Annotated in this window: 22 protein-coding genes and 1 tRNA gene; 13 read left to right on the forward strand and 10 right to left on the reverse strand. The window is 69.7% G+C overall.

Annotated elements, in window-relative coordinates; all coding sequences use genetic code 11:
• Positions 1-110: 110 nt before the first annotated feature.
• Positions 111-1,172, forward strand: coding sequence for an ATP-binding cassette domain-containing protein (locus E3T37_RS04815; protein WP_166789096.1), 1,062 nt, complete (start codon positions 111-113; stop codon positions 1,170-1,172).
• Positions 1,173-1,297: 125 nt separating this feature from the next.
• Here the strand turns inward: E3T37_RS04815 and E3T37_RS04820 are convergent, their stop codons facing one another.
• Together E3T37_RS04820 and E3T37_RS04825 are read right to left on the reverse strand one after the other, a co-directional pair.
• On the reverse strand, positions 1,298-1,948 hold the full coding sequence (locus E3T37_RS04820; RefSeq protein WP_166806070.1) for a GntR family transcriptional regulator: 651 nt from the start codon (positions 1,946-1,948) through the stop codon (positions 1,298-1,300).
• Positions 1,949-2,002: 54 nt separating this feature from the next.
• The gene (locus tag E3T37_RS04825) at positions 2,003-3,157 is read right to left on the reverse strand and encodes an acyl-CoA dehydrogenase family protein (protein WP_134365710.1); all 1,155 of its coding nucleotides are present in this window, start codon (positions 3,155-3,157) and stop codon (positions 2,003-2,005) included.
• A gap of 174 nt (positions 3,158-3,331) precedes the next feature.
• Between E3T37_RS04825 and E3T37_RS04830 the strand changes: the two genes are divergently transcribed.
• From E3T37_RS04830 to E3T37_RS04845, 4 genes are all read left to right on the forward strand, one after another.
• Positions 3,332-4,096 (forward strand): FadR/GntR family transcriptional regulator, encoded by a 765-nt coding sequence (locus tag E3T37_RS04830; protein ID WP_134365688.1) that lies wholly within the window; start codon positions 3,332-3,334, stop codon positions 4,094-4,096.
• A 52-nt stretch (positions 4,097-4,148) separates the two neighbouring features.
• On the forward strand, positions 4,149-4,934 hold the full coding sequence (locus E3T37_RS04835; RefSeq protein ID WP_134365689.1) for a PDC sensor domain-containing protein: 786 nt from the start codon (positions 4,149-4,151) through the stop codon (positions 4,932-4,934).
• 128 nt (positions 4,935-5,062) lie between these two features.
• Positions 5,063-6,496: a gamma-aminobutyraldehyde dehydrogenase gene (locus tag E3T37_RS04840; RefSeq protein WP_134365690.1), complete on the forward strand. Its 1,434-nt coding sequence runs from the start codon at positions 5,063-5,065 to the stop codon at positions 6,494-6,496.
• A gap of 242 nt (positions 6,497-6,738) precedes the next feature.
• Positions 6,739-8,283, forward strand: coding sequence for an APC family permease (locus E3T37_RS04845; RefSeq protein ID WP_134365691.1), 1,545 nt, complete (start codon positions 6,739-6,741; stop codon positions 8,281-8,283).
• Between the two features lie 74 nt (positions 8,284-8,357).
• Here the strand turns inward: E3T37_RS04845 and rplA are convergent, their stop codons facing one another.
• From rplA to E3T37_RS04870, 5 genes are all read right to left on the reverse strand, one after another.
• Positions 8,358-9,047 (reverse strand): 50S ribosomal protein L1, encoded by a 690-nt coding sequence (rplA, locus tag E3T37_RS04850; RefSeq protein WP_134365692.1) that lies wholly within the window; start codon positions 9,045-9,047, stop codon positions 8,358-8,360.
• Positions 9,048-9,137: 90 nt separating this feature from the next.
• On the reverse strand, positions 9,138-9,569 hold the full coding sequence (gene rplK / locus E3T37_RS04855; protein ID WP_134365693.1) for a 50S ribosomal protein L11: 432 nt from the start codon (positions 9,567-9,569) through the stop codon (positions 9,138-9,140).
• Between the two features lie 82 nt (positions 9,570-9,651).
• A complete protein-coding gene (gene nusG / locus E3T37_RS04860; RefSeq protein ID WP_134365694.1) occupies positions 9,652-10,638 on the reverse strand; it encodes a transcription termination/antitermination protein NusG in 987 nt (328 codons plus the stop codon).
• Positions 10,639-10,732: 94 nt separating this feature from the next.
• On the reverse strand, positions 10,733-11,008 hold the full coding sequence (gene secE, locus E3T37_RS04865) for a preprotein translocase subunit SecE (RefSeq protein WP_134365695.1): 276 nt from the start codon (positions 11,006-11,008) through the stop codon (positions 10,733-10,735).
• Between the two features lie 41 nt (positions 11,009-11,049).
• Positions 11,050-11,122 (reverse strand) — tRNA-Trp (locus tag E3T37_RS04870).
• Between the two features lie 222 nt (positions 11,123-11,344).
• On the opposite strand from E3T37_RS04870, the gene E3T37_RS04875 reads away from it, so the two are divergent.
• From E3T37_RS04875 to E3T37_RS04895, 5 genes are all read left to right on the forward strand, one after another.
• Positions 11,345-12,547, forward strand: coding sequence for a pyridoxal phosphate-dependent aminotransferase (locus tag E3T37_RS04875; protein WP_134365696.1), 1,203 nt, complete (start codon positions 11,345-11,347; stop codon positions 12,545-12,547).
• A 181-nt stretch (positions 12,548-12,728) separates the two neighbouring features.
• Positions 12,729-13,643 carry an ABC transporter ATP-binding protein gene (locus E3T37_RS04880; protein ID WP_134365697.1) on the forward strand — a complete coding sequence of 305 codons (915 nt, stop codon included), beginning with the start codon at positions 12,729-12,731 and terminating at the stop codon, positions 13,641-13,643.
• Complete coding sequence (locus E3T37_RS04885) at positions 13,640-14,563, forward strand: ABC transporter permease (protein WP_134365698.1); 924 nt, start codon at positions 13,640-13,642, stop codon at positions 14,561-14,563. Before E3T37_RS04880 ends, E3T37_RS04885 begins: the two co-directional genes overlap by 4 nt.
• Before the next feature lie 319 nt (positions 14,564-14,882).
• Entirely contained in the window at positions 14,883-15,578 is a 696-nt protein-coding gene (locus E3T37_RS04890) for a hypothetical protein (RefSeq protein ID WP_134365699.1), read from the forward strand.
• Positions 15,578-16,462, forward strand: a complete 885-nt coding sequence (locus E3T37_RS04895; protein ID WP_134365700.1) for a hypothetical protein — start codon at positions 15,578-15,580, stop codon at positions 16,460-16,462. Before E3T37_RS04890 ends, E3T37_RS04895 begins: the two co-directional genes overlap by 1 nt.
• 27 nt (positions 16,463-16,489) lie before the next feature.
• On the opposite strand, the gene E3T37_RS04900 is transcribed toward E3T37_RS04895, so the two are convergent.
• From E3T37_RS04900 to E3T37_RS04910, 3 genes are read right to left on the reverse strand one after another with little or no spacing between them, the layout of a single operon-like run.
• Positions 16,490-17,695: a UDP-N-acetylmuramate dehydrogenase gene (locus E3T37_RS04900; RefSeq protein WP_134365701.1), complete on the reverse strand. Its 1,206-nt coding sequence runs from the start codon at positions 17,693-17,695 to the stop codon at positions 16,490-16,492.
• A 14-nt stretch (positions 17,696-17,709) separates the two neighbouring features.
• Positions 17,710-18,144 (reverse strand): MaoC family dehydratase, encoded by a 435-nt coding sequence (locus E3T37_RS04905; protein WP_134365702.1) that lies wholly within the window; start codon positions 18,142-18,144, stop codon positions 17,710-17,712.
• Positions 18,141-18,587 carry a MaoC family dehydratase N-terminal domain-containing protein gene (locus E3T37_RS04910; RefSeq protein WP_134365703.1) on the reverse strand — a complete coding sequence of 149 codons (447 nt, stop codon included), beginning with the start codon at positions 18,585-18,587 and terminating at the stop codon, positions 18,141-18,143. The genes E3T37_RS04905 and E3T37_RS04910 overlap by 4 nt, the downstream gene beginning before the upstream one ends.
• Before the next feature lie 51 nt (positions 18,588-18,638).
• Here E3T37_RS04910 and E3T37_RS04915 point away from each other — a divergent pair, with 51 nt between their 5' ends.
• The 3 genes from E3T37_RS04915 (at position 18,639) to E3T37_RS04925 (ending at position 20,595) form a co-directional block, all read left to right on the forward strand.
• On the forward strand, positions 18,639-19,103 hold the full coding sequence (locus E3T37_RS04915; RefSeq protein WP_198415964.1) for a GNAT family N-acetyltransferase: 465 nt from the start codon (positions 18,639-18,641) through the stop codon (positions 19,101-19,103).
• Between the two features lie 72 nt (positions 19,104-19,175).
• Positions 19,176-19,784, forward strand: coding sequence for a HEAT repeat domain-containing protein (locus E3T37_RS04920; RefSeq protein WP_134365704.1), 609 nt, complete (start codon positions 19,176-19,178; stop codon positions 19,782-19,784).
• Between the two features lie 58 nt (positions 19,785-19,842).
• Entirely contained in the window at positions 19,843-20,595 is a 753-nt protein-coding gene (locus tag E3T37_RS04925) for an SGNH/GDSL hydrolase family protein (protein ID WP_134365705.1), read from the forward strand.
• Positions 20,596-20,642 lie beyond the last annotated feature (47 nt).

Genomic DNA, 20,642 nt, shown 5'->3' on the forward strand with positions numbered 1-20,642 from the left:
TGCAAAACTCCCCATTTCGGGACACAAATGGGCAGAAGCCGGGGTTCACACAGGCGATTCACCCCCGGCATTGCATACAGTGAAACCATTCAGAGCGGAGGGTGGGCAACGTGAAGGCATTCCTTCCCACCGGCGACGCCTTCGGGGATGCGTTCGGGGATGCGTTCGGGGATGCGTTCGGGGATGCGTTCGGGTCGTTTCCCGACGCGGGTTCACCCGCCGAGGGCGACGAGCCGGTGCCCTCCGACGGATTCCGCGCCACCGCCCTGGTCGACGTGCGCGGACTCCAGATCGTTCGGGGCCCCCGAACGGATGCCTCGATCCTCGCCACCGGGATCTCGCTGTCGCTGGCGCACGGGGAGGTCCTCGGGCTGGTCGGCGACGTCGGTTCCGGTGCCACCGAGATCGCCAGGGCCATCGCGGGACGGCTGTCCGCTCCGGACCGGATCGTCGCCGGCTCCATCCTGTTGGACGGCACAGAACTGGTGGGTATCAAGGGCCGGGCCCTCGAACGACTCCGCGGAACCACGATGGCCCTGGTCCCCGCGGACGCGACGACCCGGCTCGCGCCGCACCGCGCCATCGGGCGGCAGCTCACCCGCCCGCTCCGGCGCACCCTGGGCCTGTCCCGGGCGGCCGCCACCCGGCGAATGCTGGAAAACCTCGACCGGGCGAGAGTCGAGGACCCCCGGCACGCATCGACCCTCCTCCCCGGGCAGCTCCCCCGGCTCACCCTGCACCGGGTGCTGATCGCCGACGCCGTCGCGTGCGGGCCGGGCCTCCTGATCGTCGACGACCGGGGAGCCGCGCCAGGCACGGCGGCGGACGCGGCCGGGCAGGCGGCGGAGGACGCGGCCGCAGACGCAACCATCGCCGCGCTCTACCGCGGCCTCCGGCAGGAGCGCGCACTGGCCATGATCGTCGTGTCCCGCAACCTGGGAGACGCCGTGGCCGGCTGCGACCGGGTGGCCGTGCTCGACGCAGGACGGATCGTCGAACAGGGGTCGAGGGCCGAGATCGTCAGCGCGCCGCAGCATCCGCGCACCCGCCAGCTGCTCGCCACCGCGCGCGCCCACCCCGCCTGCCCCCCTGGTCTCTGCCCCCCTGCCCCCCTGATCCTCCTGCCCCTCCTGCCCCTCCTGATCCTCGGCGAGAAATCCGCCGAGCCGTGAGAAGCGACCCTTAAAAACGCCGGAAAGGGGGCGGAACTCACGGCTCGGCGGGCACTTCTCCGGCCGGAAGGGGAGGCCGGGTACGGGAAGGGCGGGTACGGGAAGGGCGGCTACGGGAAGGGCGGCTACGCGTCGGCGGGCAACGCCGAGACCGCGTTCCGCGCGGCGAGAATGTGCGAACGCATCGCCACCTCGGCCCAGACCACGTCGCCCGAGCGCAAGGCGGTCAGGATGTCGCGGTGCTGGTGATTGCTGCCGGCCCGGAACGCGGCGCCGTCGCGGCGGAAGAAGTGGCTCATCATCGGCACCCGGCCGACGGATGCCGTCAGGCCGACGAGCTGTTTGCTGCGGGAGGCGGCCACGATGATCCGGTGGAATTCGGCGTTCAGCTCGCCGCGCCGGTCGATGCCCGGGTCGTCGGTCCTCCGCACGAACTCCTCCATCAGCCCGATCAGCGCACCGAGCCGGTCGAGGTCGCCGGGTTCGATCCGCGCGGCGGCGAGCCCGGCCGCGCGGCTCTCGAGGGCGGCGCGGAGAAAATACGTCTCGCGGACCTGTTCGGCCGTCCATGGGATGACCGTCGCGCCGCGATTGGGGATGAACTCGACCAGGCCGGCCTCGTCGAGCCGGCGCAGCGCCTCCCGGATCGGCGTGCGGCTGAGGCCGAGCTCCTGGGCGAGGGCGGTCTCCCGCAGGGTCGCGTTGGCGGGCAGTTCACCCGAGAGGATGCGCGCGCGCAGGTTCGCGTACGCGGCCTGCCCCCCGGTCACCGTCATTTCGGCCTCCCCCCGCCACACTTCGATCCGTGTGCCACTATCGCACATCCGCCGCTAGGAGAACGCGTTCAGGTCGGTCAGGGCCCGTCCGATCACCAGCTGGTGGATCTCGTCGGTCCCCTCATAGGTGCGCACGGACTCCAGATTGGCGAGGTGCCGCATCACGGGGAACTCGCTCGTGATGCCGTCGCCGCCCAGAATGGCCCGGGCGCTCTGCGCGATCCGGATCGCTTCCCGCACGCTGTTGAGCTTGCCGACGCTGATCTGGGCCGGGGTGAGTGTGCCCTGCTCCTTGAGCCGCCCCAGGTGCAGCGCGAGCAGCACCCCCTTCTCGTACTCGACCAGCATGTCGGCGAGTTTGGCCTGGATCAGCTGGGTGGCCCCGATCGGCTTGCCGAACACCTCGCGGGTCTCCGAGCGCAGGATGGCGGCGTCGAGGCAGCTGCGGGCGGCGCCCATCGCGCCCCAGACGATGCCAAACCGCGCCTCGTTCAGGCAGCCGAACGGCCCGGACAGTCCGGCCGCGTCCGGCAACAGGGCGTCCGCCGGCACCCGCACGGCGTCGAGGCGCAGATCGCACTGAACGGATGCGCGCATGGAGAGCTTGTTCTCGATCGGAGTCGCCGTGAAGCCCGGGGTGTGGGTCGGCGCCAGGAAGCCGCGCACGCCGGCATCCGTCTGAGCCCAGACCACCGCGACGTCGGCGAGGCTCGCGAGCCCGATCCACCGTTTGGAACCCTCGATCAGCCAGCCGGCCCCGTCCCGGGTCGCGGTGGTCGTCATCGCGGCGGGGTCGCTGCCGCCGCCGGCCTCGGTCAGAGCGAAGCAGCCGATCAGCTCGCCGGCGGCCAGGCCGGGCAGCCACCGCTGCTTCTGCTCCTCCGAGCCGTACTGGTGGATGGCCGACATGGCCAGCGAGCCCTGCACCGAGACGAACGTGCGCCAGCCGCTGTCGGCGGCCTCCAGTTCGAGGCAGACCAGCCCGTAGCTCACCGCCCCGGCGCCGGCACAGCCGTAGCCGGTCAGGTGCATGCCGAGGAAGCCGGCCGCGCCGAGTTCGGCGACGAACTCCCGGCGGAAATGCTTGTTCTCGAAGTCTTCCTCGATGGTGGGCAGGATGCGGTTGGTCGCGAAGGCCCGCGCCTTGCGGGCCCAGGCGATCTCCTCCGCGCTGAGCAGGGCGTCGAGGTCGAACACGGCGTCGACCAGGGGGCTGTGAACGAGGGCTGTGGGGCGGCCTGAGGCGGGCACGAGAATCCTTCACGGATCGACGGAACACGGACGAAATCGAGCCACTCGCCACCGGCGATGGTAGCCGTGAGTCGATCCTATAGCGCATGATTGGCCCCGTCACCTGCCCGTCCGGTCGGCTAGATTGGGTCAATGGAGGCTCAGTTGCGACCCGGCGCGCGGGAAGCGATCTTCGCGCAGCTCATTGACGCCGGCCGGTCCGAACAGGTCGCCCGGCGCCTCACCGATGCCATCATCCTCGGCGTGCTCACCCCCGGCGAACGGCTGCCGAGCGAACAGGAACTGGCGCGGCGTTTCGGGGTGGCCCTGATCACCGTGCGGGAGGGCCTCGTCCTCCTGCGCGACGCCGGCCTGGTTGAGACCCGGCGCGGCCGCGAGGGCGGCAGCTTCGTGATCCAGACGGATGCCCCGCACAGCGCCCTGCTGCAGGCTCGCCTCCGCGGCCTGGCCCAGGTGGAGTTGTCCGATCTGGCTGTGTACTTCTCCACGATCATCGAGGGCTGCGCCGAGCGTGCGGCCCTTCGCGCCTCCCCCGTCGACTCGGAGCGGCTCCGGGCCTGGCTGGCCGACAGCGCCGGCGGCGGGACCGCGGGAGCCCGCGCCACCGCGGGTGGTTTCTACCTCGAACTCGCGGTGCTCAGCCAGTCCCCCCGGCTCGTGCGGGAGCACATCAGGCTGCAGGCCGAATTCGGCCCCCTGCTGCTCCTGGCCCTCGGCGATGCCGGGATCCGCAGCCGCGTGGCCCGGGTGAATGGTGAGATCGCCGAGGCCATCGCCGGCGCCGACGGTCCGGCCGCCCGTGCGCTGGTCGCCGGCCAGGTGCAGGACCTGGCCGTGTGGCTGTTGACCGCCAAGGCGAGAATCGAACGGGGAGGGCAGCTCTATGACCCCGCCTGAGACAACCCCGCCTGAGACGTCGGTACCTGAGACGTCGGTGCCTGAGACGTCGGTGCCTGAGACGTCGGTGCCAGACCTGACCGACGCCGCGCAGCTCAGCCTCGCCTCCTGCGCGGCAGAGGTCGGTGAGATCTTCGCCCGCGCCTTCCGCACCCTCGAGGGCTGGCGCGACGCGATCGTCGCCGCGGGACCGGTTCGCGCGGCCGAACTGGACGCCCTCGTCGAAGCTCTCGTCGTACCGGCGCTGCGAGCCGAACCTCCGGCGCCGGGCGGCGTGCCCGAGTCCCTCCTGATCGGGGCGGGTTTCATCGCGGCGCCGCAGTACGTGACCGGGCGCGACGCCCACTTCGCGTGGTGGCTCGGGCCTCTGGCCGGCACCCCGCTGCTCGGCACCACGAGCGGGCCGAGCCGACTGGACCTCGCAGCCCGGGTGAACACCGAGTTCCTGCGCGACTTCCGGGAACTGGAGTGGTACCAGGTGCCGGAATCGACCAACCACACCCACGTGACCGGGCCATACGTCGACCACCTGTGCACGTTCGACTACGTGATCACGCTGACCATGCCGGTGCGGGTGGACCGGGACATGGTCGGGGTCGTCGGAGCCGACGTCTTCGTGAAGAGCCTCGAACAGGTGCTTCTGCCGCACTTCCTCGCCCTGGCGAGCCCGGTGCTGTTGATCAACGAGGCCGGCCGCGTGGTGGTGTCGACCGAGCCCTCGCTGCCGGCCGGGGACATCCTGCCGAACCCGCGGCATCCGCTCGGCGACTACGACCGGATGCCGTGCCCCGGCACCCCGTTCCTGATCGCCACCCGCACGAGGAACGCCACAATTTAAAGATTGTATTCCGGATGTTTTGAGGTATCGTCGCCGTAAGGTGCCCATCGGCCCCCGAGCGACGCCGACGTCACCGACGCTGAAGTCACGACCGACTCCGCTCCTCCACGCCCTCGAAAGGCCAGCGAATGACCATCCGCGAACTGCGCAACTTCGTCAACGGACAGTACGTCGAGTCCGGCGCGAGCGAACAGCTCGACATCATCAATCCCGCCACCGAAGAGGTGTACGCCCGCACCCCGGTCTCCACCGAGACGGATGTCGCGGACGCCTACGGCGCGGCGGCGACCGCCTTCACGACCTGGGGCGAGACCACCCCGGGCGAACGCCAGCTGGCCCTGCTCAGGTTCGCCGACGCCCTCGAGGCCCGCACGGAGGAACTCGCCGACGTCGAGAGCGAGAACACCGGCAAGCCGCGCGCGGGGATCGTCGGCGACGAGATTGAGGTCATGATCGACCAGGTGCGCTTCTTCGCCGGCGCCGCGCGCGTGCTCGAGGGCAAGTCCGCCGGCGAGTACCTGAAGGACCACACCTCGATGGTGCGCCGCGAACCGATCGGCGTGATCGGCCAGGTCACCCCGTGGAACTACCCGATGATGATGGCGATCTGGAAGATCGCGCCGGCCCTCGCCGCCGGCAACGCCGTCGTGCTCAAGCCGTCGGACTCGACCCCCGTGTCGACCCTGCTGCTGGCCGAAATCGCCTCCGAGTTCCTGCCCGCCGGAACGTTCAACGTCGTGACCGGCAACCGGGACACCGGGCGCGCCCTGGTCACGAACCGCATGCCGCAGATGGTGTCGATCACCGGCTCGGTGCGCGCCGGCATGGAGGTCGCGGGCGCCGCGGCCCTCGACGTCAAGCGGGTGCACCTGGAACTCGGCGGCAAGGCCCCGGTGATCGTGTTCAACGACGCGGACATCCAGGCGGCGATCGAGGGCATCACCGCCGCCGGGTTCTACAACGCCGGCCAGGACTGCACCGCCGCCACCCGCCTGCTCGTGCAGGAAGGCATCCATGACGAATTCGTGGCCGCCCTCGCCGCCTACGCCCGGGAGAACGCCCGCACCGGCGGACCCCGGGAAGACGGCGTGCTCTACGGTGCCCTCTCCAGCGCCGAGCACCTCGCCCGGATCGAGGGCGTCGTCGACAGCCTGCCCGACCACGCGAACGTGGCGCTCGGCGGCCACCGCCAGGGCTCGGTCGGCTACTTCCACGAGGCCACGATCATCACCGACCTGCGCCAGGGTGACGACGCGGTGCAGAACGAGTTCTTCGGCCCGGTGATGACGGTGCAGAAGTTCACCGACGAGGCGCAGGCGCTGGCCTGGGCCAACGATGTGCAGTACGGCCTGGCGTCATCCGTCTGGACCCGGGACCACGGCACCGCGATGCGCATGGCCAAGCGCCTCGATTTCGGCTGCGTCTGGATCAACACGCACATCCCGCTCGTCGCCGAAATGCCGCACGGCGGTTTCAAGCACTCCGGCTACGGCAAGGACCTCTCCCTGTACGGCCTCGAGGACTACACCCGGATCAAGCACGTGATGAGCTACATCGGCTGACCTCGGCCTGACCCGCCTCGCACGACCCCCTCCCCTGTTCCCGTTCCGGTCGAGAGTGCCCGTTCTGCCGGTCACTCTCGACCGGAACGGCCACTCTCACCGGCAACACGCCGCGGAAGACAAACATCCGGTTCCGCACCTTTGCGGTCTGCGGTCCACTATGTTGAAGCACACACACAATGAGGTGTCCGCGGCTAGGGGGTGTGGCCGCACGTCCCTCGGGCATGATCGGAAAGGTCCCAATGTCATCCAACGCATCTCCACAGAAGAAGGGGCTCGGCGACAGCGAGCACCTCAAGGCCCTCGGCTACGACGACTCGTTTCATCGGTCCATGTCGCTCTGGGCCAACCTCGCCCTCGGCTTCACCTATCTGTCCCCCCTCGTCGGCGTCTACTCACTCTTCGCGCTGGCTCTCAGCACGGGCGGGCCGCCCTCGATCTTCTGGCTCGTGATCGTGGGAACCGGCCAGCTGCTGGTGGCCCTCGTCTTCGGCGAAGTGGTGTCCCAATACCCGATCGCCGGCGGAATCTACCCCTGGACCCGGCGACTCTGGGGCAAGCGGTACGCCTGGATGGCCGCGTGGGTCTACGTCTGGGCCATGCTCGTCACCATCACCGCAGTCGCGGAGTTCGGCAGCGGCTTCCTCGCCAGCCTGATCAACGCGCCCGTCACCAAGGAGGTCACCCTCGGCCTCTCGGTGCTGTTCCTCGTGGTGGCGTTCGCGTTCAACTTCTCGGGCACGAAGATGCTGTCCCGGGTCGCCCGGATCGGCCTCGCCGCCGAGCTGATCGGCGTAATTGGCCTCGGCCTGTACCTGCTCATCTTCCAGCGCAAGCAGGAGTTCAGCATCTTCTTCGACACGATGGGCGTCCAGGGCAACGACAGCTACGCCGCCGCCTTCCTCGGTGCGGCCCTCGCCGGCCTGTTCCTGTTCTACGGATTCGAGGCCTGCGGTGACGTTGCCGAGGAGGTGCCGGACCCCGCCAGGGGAATCCCCCGGGCCATGATCCTCACGATCCTGATCGGCGGAGTGTCCGCCCTCTTCTCGTTCGGCGGCTACGTGATGGCGGCGCCAGACCTCCAGGCCGTGGTCAACGGCACCGACATCGACCCGATTCCAGCGATCCTCGAGGCGACCCTCGGCACCGTCGGCGCCAAGCTCTTCCTCATCGTCGCCCTGACGGCATTCCTCTCCTGCGTGCTCAGCCTGCAGGCCGCGGCGAGCCGGCTGATGTTCGCCTTCGCCCGGGACGGGATGATCCCCGGCCACGCTTGGCTGGGCAAGGTGTCACCGCGCACCACCGTCCCGGTCAACGCGTTGATCGTGGCCTGCACGATCCCGCTGTTGCTCTGCCTGCTGATCTATGTGGGCGGCAGCACGCTGCTCACCCAGATCACCGCGTTCGCCGTGATCGGCATCTACGTCGCCTTCCAGATGGTGGTGCTCGCGGCCCTGCGGCAGAGGTTCAAGGGCTGGCGCCCCGCCGGGCCGTTCAACCTCGGACCGGTGGGCTTCGTCGTCAACGTCGTCGCACTGCTCTACGGGATCTTCGCCATGGTCCTGCTGGCCCGGCCGGGTTCGACCGGCGTCTTCCTCGACGACTGGATCGTGCTGATCGGCCTGGCCGTGGTGATGGGCAGCGGGCTGCTCTACCTGTTCATCGCCAAACCGCACAGCGCCTCGCACCAGCCGGAGGGCGATGCGATCGCAGTGGCCGCCATGCTCCGGGCACACCCGCAGAACGCCCACCGGAAGGACGCGCGTCCGACGACGTCGACGCAGTAGGCATCCGTTAACGACCGAAGGGCCCGTCTCGCGACGGGCCCTTCGTGCTGCGGCTGAAGCCGCGGTGGAACTGGCTAGATGCTGTTCACATCGAGCGGGATGCCGGGGCCGAACGTGGTCGACACGGCGCCCTTCATGATGTAGCGGCCCTTGGAAGAGCTCGGCTTGAGGCGGACGATCTCCTCGAGAGCGGCGCTGATGTTCTCGTTCAGCTGCTCAGCGGTGAAGGACGCCTTGCCGACGACGAACTGCACGTTGGCGTGCTTGTCGACGCGGAACGCGATCTTTCCACCCTTGATGTCGGACACGGCGCGCGCGACGTCAGGCGTCACGGTTCCGGTCTTCGGGTTCGGCATGAGACCACGCGGGCCGAGGACCTTACCCAGGCGACCGACCTTACCCATGAGCTCCGGGGTCGAGACGGCGGAGTCGAACGAGGTGTAGCCGGCGGCCACCTTCTCGATCAGCTCGTCGCCACCGACCTCGTCGGCGCCGGCAGCGATGGCTGCCTCGGCGGCCGGGCCGGTTGCGAAGACGATGACGCGGGCGGTGCGTCCGGTGCCGTGAGGAAGAATCACGGTACCGCGAACCATCTGGTCAGCCTTGCGGGGGTCAACGCCGAGCTTGAGGGCAACCTCAACGGTGGAGTTGAAGTTCGCGGAGCCGGTCTCGCGAGCCAGGGTGACTGCCTCGGTCGGGGTGTAGAGCTTGTCTGCGTCGATCTTCTCGGCCGCGGCCCGGTAGGCCTTTGACTTCTGTGCCATTTGAATCTCCTGTAAAACGAGTTGAGAGTGTGGTGCGAGCCTGGCTGGCTCTTCCACGTACTGCTGTGGCGGGATGCCGGTGGGTGTCGCTTAGGCCTCGACCGTGATACCCATGGAACGGGCGGTTCCGGCGATGATCTTCGCTGCTGCGTCGATGTCGTTGGCGTTGAGGTCAACCATCTTGGTCTCGGCGATTTCGCGGACCTGGGCCTTGGTGAGCTTCGCGACCTTGACGGTGTGCGGGGTGCCACTGCCCTTGGCGACGCCGGCCGCCTTCTTGATGAGCTCCGCTGCGGGCGGGGTCTTCAGGATGAAAGTGAATGAACGGTCGTCGTAGACGGTGATTTCCACCGGGATGACGTTGCCGCGCTGGGATTCCGTCTGAGCGTTGTACGCCTTGCAGAACTCCATGATGTTGACGCCGTGCTGGCCCAGTGCCGGCCCGATGGGCGGTGCGGGGTTGGCGGCGCCGGCCTTGATCTGAAGCTTGATCAGACCAGTTACCTTCTTCTTCGGTGCCATTGTTCTTCCTTACTTTGTGATGACGAGCAGCCAGGGGCCGCTCTCCCGGTAGCCCGGACGGGCCCCGGTGAATGTGAAGTATTTAGAGCTTGGTGACCTGGTCGAAGCTGAGCTCGACCGGGGTCTCGCGCTCGAAGAGGGACACCAGCACGATGAGCTTGCCGCTCTCCGCCTTGATCTCGCTGATCGATCCGGGCAGGCCCGCGAACGAGCCTTCCTTGATCGTGATGGTTTCGCCGATCTCGTAGTCGATCTCGGCCGGGAGGGCACGGGTCGGAACCTTGCCGCCGTGTCCGGCGCCGGTCTTGGCGGTGGGGACATCCTGGATCTCGACGAGGCTCTTCAGCATGCCGAAGGCTTCCTCGAAACGCAGCGGCGTCGGGTTGTGCGCGTTGCCGACGAATCCGGTGACGCCCGGCGTGTGACGCACCACGGACCAGCTGTCTTCGTTGAGGTCCATCCGCACGAGCACGTAGCCGGGGATACGGACGCGGGTGACCATCTTGCGCTGGCCGTTCTTGATCTCGACGACGTCTTCCATCGGAACCTCGACCTGGTAGATGAAATCTTCCATGGCCATCGACTGCTTGCGGTTCTCGATGTTCGACTTCACGCGGCGTTCGAAGCCGGCGTAGGAGTGGATGACGAACCACTTGCCCGGCTGGAAACGCAGTTCCTTGCGGAACTCTTCGTAGGGGTCTTCGGGGGTCTCGTCCTCGACGGGCGCGGCCTCTGCCTCTGCCTCTGCCTCTGCCGCGGCGTCGAGCTTCTCTTCGTCTTCGACGGCTTCGACGGAGGCCTCGGCCTCATCGGCGGAATCGATGTCGAGGGCGTCGTCGACGATCGCGTCGGCTTTGGGGTCCACCGACTCGGCGAGAGCATCCAGAGCGGCGTCGAGGTTGTCTTCGACTCCGACGTTCGGGTCGAACACGTGCAGGGCGACCTGCTCGGCGGCCTCTACCGACTCTTCTTCTTCGGCGAGGGTGTTGCCCTCCTGCGCTTCGTCCTCGTTGGAGGACTGCTCGGCAGCGGTGGCCCAGTCGACATCGTCGTGATTCGTCTCAGTCACTAAATCTCAATCCTTATCAATTGTCTGGGCACGAAAGCGTGACCCGTTCAGCGTTGCCATGAATCTGTGCGGTGACCGTGGGGTCACGGCGGCCTTAGCCGCCTGGCGTTCCGAACACGTAGGTCACGACGAGCGCGAACACCCAGTCGAGGCCGGAAACCAGGGCCATCATGATCGTCACGAATACCAGCACGACGCCCGTGTAGCTCAGAAGTTCCTTGCGAGTCGGCGTGACGACCTTGCGGAGTTCCGCCATGACCTGCTGGATGAACAGGGAGATCCGAGCGAAAGGGCTGCGCTTGGAATCGCGCGCCAATTTCGCGTTTGCGACGATTTCCTCACTGGGTTCGTCGACAACTTTTCGGGCCACCAGATACACCTTTCATGGGCCGACGGAATGCCACCGACTTGCAGGGCGGACAGGACTCGAACCTGCAACCTGCGGTTTTGGAGACCGCTGCTCTACCAATTGAGCCACCACCCTATGGAGCAAATCCAGATTACCTTGTTGCGCGCATCCGTGGAAACTGACCAAAAATAGGCGCAAGAAAGCATGGCGGAATTCAACTACCTCAATCAAGTCTAGGTCACTCGGCGGCCACTGTAAAGCCGAGGCCCCGCCCGGGGCCCACCCGCGGCCCTCGGAGCGCGGAATTGGCCGGGTTCGGCCCTTCGCCGGATCGGGGCGGCCCCGTATGCTCGAAGCGTGGCTCACGAACTCAAGCGAATCTCTACTCGAATCGGCTCCATTGCGGAGTCGGCGACCCTCAAGGTCGACGGCAAGGCCAAGGCGCTGCAGGCGGCCGGCCGGCCGGTGATCAGCTTCGCCGCGGGCGAACCGGACTTCCCGACCCCCGCGCACATCGTCGAGGCGGCCGCGGCGGCCGTGCTCGACCCGAAGAACTACCGGTACACCCCCGCGGCCGGGCTGCCGGACCTGCGCGAGGCGATCGCGGCCAAGACCCTCCGGGACAGCGGCCTGCAGGTCTCGCCCAGCCAGGTGGTCGTCACCAACGGCGGCAAGCAGGCCGTCTATCAGGCCTTCGCCACCCTGCTCGATCCGGGCGACGAGGTCATCGTGCCCACTCCCTACTGGACCACCTATCCGGAATCCATCCGGCTGGCCGGCGGCGTGCAGGTCGATGTCTTCGCGGGCAGCGACCAGAACTACCTCGTCACCGTCGAGCAGCTCGAGGCCGCCCGCACCCCGCGCACCAAGGTGCTCCTGTTCGTGTCACCGTCCAACCCCACCGGAGCCGTCTACTCCCCGGAGCAGACGAAGGCCATCGGCGACTGGGCCGAGGAACACGGCCTCTGGATCATCAGCGACGAGATCTACCAGAACCTCACCTATGACGGCGTGCGCGCCGTGTCGATCGTGGAGGCGGTTCCCGCGCTGGCGGACCGCACCATCCTGGTCAACGGCGTGGCCAAGACCTATGCCATGACCGGCTGGCGGCTCGGCTGGATGGTGGGCCCGCAGGACGCCATGAAGGCGGCGGCCAACCTGCAGTCGCACCTGTCCTCGAACGTCTCGAACATCTCCCAGCGCGCCGGGATCGCCGCCCTCACCGGGCCGCAGGATGCCGCGATCGCGATGCGGGAGGCCTTCGACCGCCGCCGCAAGGTCATCGTCGCCGAGCTGAACAAGATCCCCGGCATGGTCACGCCGACGCCGCAGGGCGCGTTCTACGTCTACCCCGACGTCTCCGGCCTGCTCGGTCGCACCTGGGGCGGCGTCACCCCGACGACGTCGCTGGAGCTCGCCGACCTCATTCTCGACCAGGTCGAGGTGGCCGCCGTGCCCGGAGAGGCCTTCGGCCCCAGCGGCTACCTGCGCTTCTCCTATGCGCTGAGCGACGCGGCCCTGCTCGAGGGCGTTCAGCGCCTGCAGCGCCTCTTCGCGTAGCGCGCCGCGGGCACCCTCCGTTCGCGCGTGCGCTCAAATGACCGCCATCGGTGAAACGATGACGGTCATTTGAGCGCACGCGGCGGCGATCCAGGGTCGCTATGAGGCGCTAGGCGAGGAACCCGGAATCCGTTCGTGCGCAGTGCTTCCTGTGGGCGGCGCGGCATGGGACCCTATTTCCATGGAACTTTCGCCCCCGGTCGTGCGCGTGCGCGACCTGCACAAGTCCTACGGCGACTTCAATGCCGTGCGCGGGATCAGTTTCGACATCGAGGCCGGTGAGACGTTCGCGCTCCTCGGACCGAACGGGGCCGGGAAGAGCACCGCGATCGAGATCCTCGAGGGCTACCGCGACCGCACCTCCGGCGAGGTGAGCGTGCTTGGCGTCGACCCGCAGCGCGGCGGCCTCGGCTGGAAATCGCGCCTGGGCATCGTGCTGCAGTCCAGCGGGGAGAGCGGCAACGTCACCGTCACAGAGCAACTCACCCACTTCGCCGGCCTCTACCCGCGGCCGCGCCGCGTCGCCGAGGTGATCGAGGCCGTCGGCCTGGAGCCGAAGGCGAAGACCCGCATCAGCAAGCTCTCCGGCGGCCAGCGTCGGCGCGTGGACGTGGCGCTGGGCATCATCGGCCGGCCCGAACTGTTGTTCCTGGACGAGCCCACCACGGGCTTCGACCCCGAGGCACGCCACCAGTTCTGGGACCTCGTGCGCCGGCTCAAGGCGGAGGGCACGACCATCCTGCTCACCACGCACTACCTCGACGAGGCCGCCCAGCTCGGCGACCGGGCGGGCGTGATCAACGACGGCCGGCTGATCGACATCGGTGCCATCGGCGAGATCGGCGGGGCGGATGCCCGGGTCCCCTTGGTGCGCTGGCGCGACGCTTCCGGCACGCTCCAGGAGAAACGCACGCAGGAACCGGCGCGGCTGGTGGCCGAACTCGCCGCGGCATCCGGTGGCGAACCCGGCAACCTCGAGGTGATCCGGCCCAGCCTGGAGGACATCTACCTCGGCCTGGTGCGCGGCAGCCGGCCGGCCTCCGGCACGACGGATGCGGCGGACGCCCTGGGGAACGACGCGGAGGTGCTCGCATGAGCCGGCTCGAGACGGACTCCGGCAGCACGACCCGAGCTGCGGCGAGCGCAGAGCGGCCAGGGTCTCGTGCGAGGTCGACGGCGAGGTCGAGGTCGAGCGCCGGGCTGGCGACGGTCCTGCGGGTCGGGCTTTCCCGCATCCGTTACGAGACCCGGATCTACTTCCGCACCACGGACAGCGTGTTCTTCACGTTCCTGTTCCCGTTCATCATGCTGGCCATCTTCACGGCCGCTTTCGGGTCGTCGGGCAATGTGGGCGCCGCGCCCGACGGCACCGGCGGCATCAGCGTGGGCGCGTATTACCTGCCCGGGATGCTCGCCGCCGGCATGCTGCTCTCGGGGGTGCAGAACCTCGCCGTCGACATCGCCGGGGAGAAGGGCGACGGCACCCTCAAACGGCTCGGCGGCACGCCGCTGTCGCCGCTGAGCTATTTCATCGGCAAGATCGGTCAGGTTCTGGTGACCGGTATCTTCCAGGCGGCGCTGCTGATCCTGGTCGCCCGGGTGCTGCTCGGCATCGACCTGCCGACCGAACCGGGGAAGTGGCTGACCTTCGCCTGGGTGTTCCTGTTCGGCGTCGTCACCTGCGCTTTCCTGGGCATCGCGCTCTCGGCGCTGCCCCGCTCGGGCAAGAGTGCCACCGCGGTGGTCATCCCGATCGTGCTGATCCTGCAGTTCATCTCCGGCGTCTACCTGCAGTTCTACCTGCTGCCGGACTGGATGCAGAACCTGGCCAGCGTGTTCCCGCTCAAGTGGATGGCTCAGGGCATGCGCGGCGTGTTCCTGCCGGACAGCTTCGCCAGTCTCGAGCAGAGCGGCGCCTGGGACTTCCCGCTGATCGCGCTCAACCTGGCGATCTGGCTGGTCGTCGGGCTCGTGCTCAGCCGGGTCACCTTCCGCTGGATCCGCAAGGACACCTAGCGCCGTTCCGCGCTGCGCGGTCGCGCTGCCGGGTCGCGCTGCGGGGTCGCGCTGCGGTGCAGCAATTCCCGGGCAGAACGAATTCGACGGAGATTTTGCCCGCATCGGGCCCGAAACACCGGAATCCCACTTTTTAGAGCAGAATCTCCGTCGAATTGGTAGGGCGCCGGACACCGTTTCCCGTTTGGGGCGAGACGGGCCGCCGGGCGAAGGACCGGGCTGGACGAAGCATCCGTCGCCGGCCGGGGGCATTGTCGGCCGGATCCACCGCGAGCAGACTGTCAGCATGACCGATGCCCCCGAGAGTTAGGCGACGACGGTGCCCGCCGGGGTGGCCGCCGCCGGGAGTGCCCGTGGCTCGTGGCGCGACCGCCGCCCCGAGGTCGGCTTCGCCGCGATCGTGCTGGGCCTGGCCCTCCTCGCCGGAGCCGTCGCGGCCGCCGTGATCTCCGGCGGCGTCTGGTCTGCCGCGGTGCCGGTCGTCGGCCTGTCCGTCGCACTCGGCGTGCTCGCCGTCGGGATCATCGTGCTGGGTATCCGCGGCAAGCAGAGCGGCGCCGTCGGCCGGTTCGCCTTTCTGGCGGCCGTGGTCCTGGTAGTCGTGGGCCTGTTCCCCGCCGGCACGCAGTTCTTCCCGGTCGGAGCCGCCACCTGGACCGTGAGCGCCGACGCCGCCGGCGCTCCCCCGGGCTACGCCGTGCTCTCCGGCCGGGCGACCATCGAGCTCTCGGCCCTCGACGCCGCCGCCGCGGAGGCGCGCACGATCGACGTCTGGATGGGGGTCGGCGTGACCGAGCTCGTCCTGCCGGACAACCGGTCCGTGCGCGTCGAGGCCAGCACCCTGGCCGGCGAGATCGATTACGTCGGCGAGAGAGCCGCGGTGCAGCAGGGCGGCATCTTCTTCCACGACGCGCGCACGTTCAACCCCGGCGACGCCCCGCCGGTCGCGCGCGTGCGCGTCTGGACCCTCCTCGGCCAGGTCTCGGTCGTCGGCGCCGACCCCGGGGGCCCCTGATGGTCACCCCGCACCCGGACGACCCCGCCGCGGCCGAGCCCGGTAACGACGAAGCCAGCAGCGGCGAGCCGCGCACGGACCCACCGGGCACGGGCGAGCGCACGGATGCCGCAGCGCCCGAACCCGACACCGACGCACTGTCCGAGACGGTCGCGCTGGAGCCCGCGGCGTCCGAGGCCGAGGTCTCCGACCTCACCGTGGCCCTGGCCCCCGCCCCCGACAGCGCGGCCACCGGACCTGCCGTTCCCGACGACCTGACCGTGGCGTTCACCCCGGTGCGCGACGGCGTGGAGCCCGACCGCGAGGCGCCCGAAGCCGGTGCGTCCGAGCCCTCCGACCTCACCGAGGCCTTCGCCCCCGGGCCCGATGCCACCAGGCCCGGAACCGGGCCCGGCACCGGCACCGACCCAGACGGTGCGCACACCATCGCGTCCCCGGGGCCGATCCCCGAATACCGGCTCGAGCGGTCCGGCACCGGAACCGGAACCGGAACCGGAACCGGCACCGCGGCCGACACGGCAGCGGACACGACGGGCGACACCGCGACGCTTCGTTATCTCCCGGCCGATCTCCCGGCCGCCAAGCCTGTCCGCCCGGCGACGGGGGCACCCGCCTACCCGGTCGCCGGTGGGCCGGGGTACCCCGCGGCAGCGGTGCCGGACGTGCCCGCGCAGCCGACGGCATCCGTGCGCCGCACTCGCCGGCCGCTCTTCGGCACCATCGTCTGGGGCGTGCTGCTGCTCGCCTTCGCCGCCTTCATGCTGATCGGGGTGCTGGCGCCCGCCCCCGCGGACCCGACCCTCCGGCTTCTCAGCGGTGTCGTCGCGATCGGACTGCTGCTCATCGTCGTCGGCATCGTCGTCGTGTTCCGCCGAGCCGACTGACCACCGACCCGGGGCCACCGGCCCGGGCTACAGGTCCAGACCGACCAGCACCGGCTCGGGCTGCAGGTTGACGCCGAACTCGGCCTGCACCCGGCCCAGCACGAGGCGGGCGAGTTGTGCGATCTCGTCGGCGGTCGCTCCCCCCGTGTTGGTCAGCGCGAGCGTGTGCTTGCTCGACACGGCGGCGCGCGAACCGGGCAGCCGGAAGCCGCGCGTGATGCCCGAGTTCTCGATCAGCCAGGCCGCGCTCAGCTTGACCAGCGGCACGACGGGCGTGCCCGGGATCGGTCCCACCCCGGCGTACTCGTCGAGCGGGATCACTCGGTCGGGCAGCTCCTGCTCGTTCAGCGGCCAGCGCGGGCATGCGGCCGGCAGGGTGCGCGAGAAGGCCAGCGACACGATCGGGTTGGTGAAGAACGAACCGGAACTGCGGGTGTCCGGGTCGGCCGGGTCGAGCACCATCCCCTTCGCCGCGCGCAGCCCCAGCACGGTCTCCCGCAGCGCGGTCAGCGGCACGCGGTCGCCCAACTGCACGCCGAGGGCCGTCGCGAGCTGCGCGTACGCAACCGGCCGACTGAGGGCGCTGCCGAGAACGGATGCCTCCGCCCGGGTGTCGTGCAGGTCCAGTTCCACCGCGACCACCAGGCCGCGGAGCCCCTGCTTGAGCACCGAGGTGCGATAGCCGAGTGCGAGCTCCGCCGCGGGCATCCGGCGCAGCTCATGGGTCTCGTAGTCCAGGAAGTCGATCGCCGCCAGGCTGCTGCCGAGCTCCTGCCCGTAGGCGCCGATGTTCTGCACCGGGGCCGCCCCGGTCGACCCGGGGATGCCGGACAGGGCCTCGATGCCGGCCCAGCCCTGCGCGACCGTGTAGGCCACCAGCTCGTCCCACGGTTCGCCGGCCTGCACGCGCAGCCGCAGCCGCCCGGGCTCGGTCGAGGCCGAGGCCGACGCAGAAGCAGACGCCGGCTCAGAAGCAGAAGCAGAAGCAGAAGCAGGGTCGAGCACGCTGACCCCGCGGGTCAGCACCCGGATCACGGTGCCGTCGAAGCCCTCGTCGGCGACCACGGTGTTGGAGCCGCCGCCGAGCAGCATCCAATCGTCACCGGACGCCCACGCCTCGAGCGTCTGGTCGACCAGGTCCTGCTCGGTCGCCGGGGAGACCATCCGGGCCGGGGGGCCGCCCACGGCCATGGTGGTCAGCTGGGCGAAAGGAGGGGGTGCGAGCTCGGTCATCGGGCGCGGTCCGCTCAGACCAGGCTGACGCGGGCCTGCGCCTTGCCGAGCACAGTCACCTCGTTGGCCGACACGGCGAGGTCGATGCGGGCGATTCCGGCGGCCGGGTCGATGGCGCCGACCTTGGCCACCACGGTCACTTCGGCGCCGTCGACCGGATCCACCAGCACCGGGCGGGTGAACCGCACCTGGTAGTCGACGATGCGGCCGGGGTCGCCGGCCCAGTCGACGACCGGCTGCACGGCGAAGCCCATGGTGAGCATGCCATGGGCGAGCACCCCCGGCAGGCCGACGGAGACGGCGACGTCGTCACGGTAGTGAATGGGGTTGAAGTCCCCGGATGCTCCGGCGTAGCGCACCAGGGAATCGCGCGTCAACGGGAACGTGCCGGTGGCGACGACGTCGCCCACGGTCAGGTCGGCGAGAACGGGTGTTGCCTGGCTGGTCATTCGTCTCCCCTGACGACGAGGGTGGAGGTCGCGGTGACCACGTGGGCGCCGGCGGCGTCGACGACGCGCGATTCGGCCGTCACCATCGAGTGGCCGCCGAGGCTCTTGACGCTCGCCACCGTGAGGGTGGCGGTGAGCAGGTCGCCGGCCACGATCGGGCGGCTGAAGCTGAATCGCTGGTCGCCGTGCACGACCCGGCTGAAGTCGATTCCGGCATCCGGCTCGGCCAGAAGCTGCGCCAGCGTGGCCTCCTGCACGACCACGGCGAAGGTGGGCGGGGCGACGACGTCGGCGTAGCCCGCGGCGCGCGCGGCTTCCGGGTCGAGGTTGATCGGACTGGTGGCGAAGACGGCGCGGGCGAACTCGCGCACCTTCTCCCGGCCGACAAGGTAGGGGGCGACGGGCGGGAAGACCCGGCCCTGCAGTTCGGGGTTGACAGACACAGGAGGAGCTTACCTTTTCGCACCCGGCACGGATCGGGCAGACTGGCTGATGTGGAATTCAAGCGCGTACGCTTCACCGACCAGGAGGTGGCCCCGCTCCTCGCCGACCTCCGCCGCGAGTACGACGAGCGTTACGGCGACGGCGACTCCGTGCACGACGTTCCGGGCGGGGCGTTCGAGCCGCCGACGGGCGGCTTCCTGGTGCTGCTCGACGGGGGCGCCACGGTGGCGGGCGGCGGCATCCGTCGGCTCGACGACACGACCGGCGAGGTGAAACGGATGTGGACCAACCCGGCCTACCGCCGGCAGGGCCACGCCTCGGCCGTGCTCGCCGCCCTCGAGGAACTGGCCCGCGAACTCGGCTACCGGCAGCTGCGCCTGGAGACCGGGCACGCGCAGCCGGAGGCCCTCTCGCTGTACCGCCGCCTCGGCTACCGGGAGATCGGCAACTACGGCATCTACGAGCGCGCGCACGGGTTCGAACGCACCCTCACGACCGGCGACGACCTCACCTGAGTTGCGGCCTGAGGGCCGGCCGGGGCGCCGGTATTGGCCAGCGCCACGGGCGCTTGATACCGTAGTCATGCCATGCATAACAAATTAGAGCCTCACCCCGACCTTCCCATCGACCTGCCCACGGCCGAACGCATCCATGCGGCCGTCGCGCACTATGGCGAACAAACGGTCATCGACAACTCGATCGCGCTCCTCCGCGCCAAGAACGCGGGCAAGGACTTCCTGCTCTACGCCGGCGGACGCCACGCCCTGGGCATCCTCGAAGGCGCCCCCGCCCTCTACTGGCCCGAGCTCTGGGGCGCCCGCGCGCTGCTCTACGTCTGGAGCGACGGCGCCGCGCCGTACATCGTCGTCGGCCTGAACAACCAGGCCTGGCGGGTGCGCGAGATGTGCGCGAAGGTCATCCTGCTCCGCGGCCTCGAGGTCGCCCCCAAGCTCGTGCGCCTGACCACCGATGAGGTGTCGCGCGTGCGCGCCGCCGCCCTCCACGCGCTGGCCGCCCAGGGCACCGAGGACCACCTCGCCACGATCGTGCAGCGCCTGCGCGACCCCGACAAAGAGGTGCGTCGTGCGGCCCAGCAGGCCCGGGACGTGCTCAACGCACGGTTCAGCCTGACCGCGGACTCCACCCAGGGCGTCGAACAGACCCACGGCACCAAGCACAGCCACCCGAGCGAGTAGTTCGGCCGCCCGGCGGGCACACCGCGCCGGCACAATCTGCACCGCAACGGGGGACCGGATGTTTCAGCGCTACGTCGCCATCGGCGACAGCTTCACCGAGGGCGTCGGCGACGACCTGCCGGGCGGGCAGGTGCGCGGCTGGGCCGACCTCGTCGCGCTCGGCCTGGCCGCGGCATCCGAGGCCCCCGTGTCCTACGCGAACCTCGCCGTGCGGGGCCGGCTGCTCGGCCCGATCGTCGCCGAGCAGCTCGAGCCGGCCCTCGCGCTCGGCCCGGACCTGATCAGCATCTGCGGCGGCGGCAACGATGTGATGCGCCCCCGGGTCGAGATCTCCTACGTGGTCGGCCTGCTGCAGCAGGCCGTCGACCGCGCCCTCGACGAGGGCGTGCACGTGCTCGTGCTCAGCGGCGGCAATCCGTCGCACCACCTGCCGCTCGGCAACCTGATGCGCCAGCGCGGCGACCGGCTGGCCGACGCCGCGCGCGCCGCGTTCGACCGGCCGGGCGTCACCCTGGTCGACAACTGGGTCGACACCGAGCTCGAGCACAAGCGGTTCTGGTCCGTCGACAAACTGCACCTGAACGCCCTCGGGCACACCCGGGTGGCGACGAACGTGCTGGCCGAGCTCGGCGTCCCGGTTCCGGTGGAGTGGCTGGATGCGCCGGCCGCGTCCGCCGAGCACGTGCAGGGCACGGCGGCGTACTACCGCGAGTTCGTGCTGCCGTGGATCGGCCGCCGCCTCACCGGGCGCTCCTCCGGCGACGGCCGCCCGCCGAAGCGCCCCGCCCTGGAGCCGGTCGACGCCGACTGAGGGGTCCCGCCCCACGCAGCCGCCACGCGCCCCGCCGCGCCCGCCCG

The organism is Cryobacterium sp. TMT2-10, from assembly GCF_004403075.1.
Lineage (GTDB): Bacteria > Actinomycetota > Actinomycetes > Actinomycetales > Microbacteriaceae > Cryobacterium > Cryobacterium shii.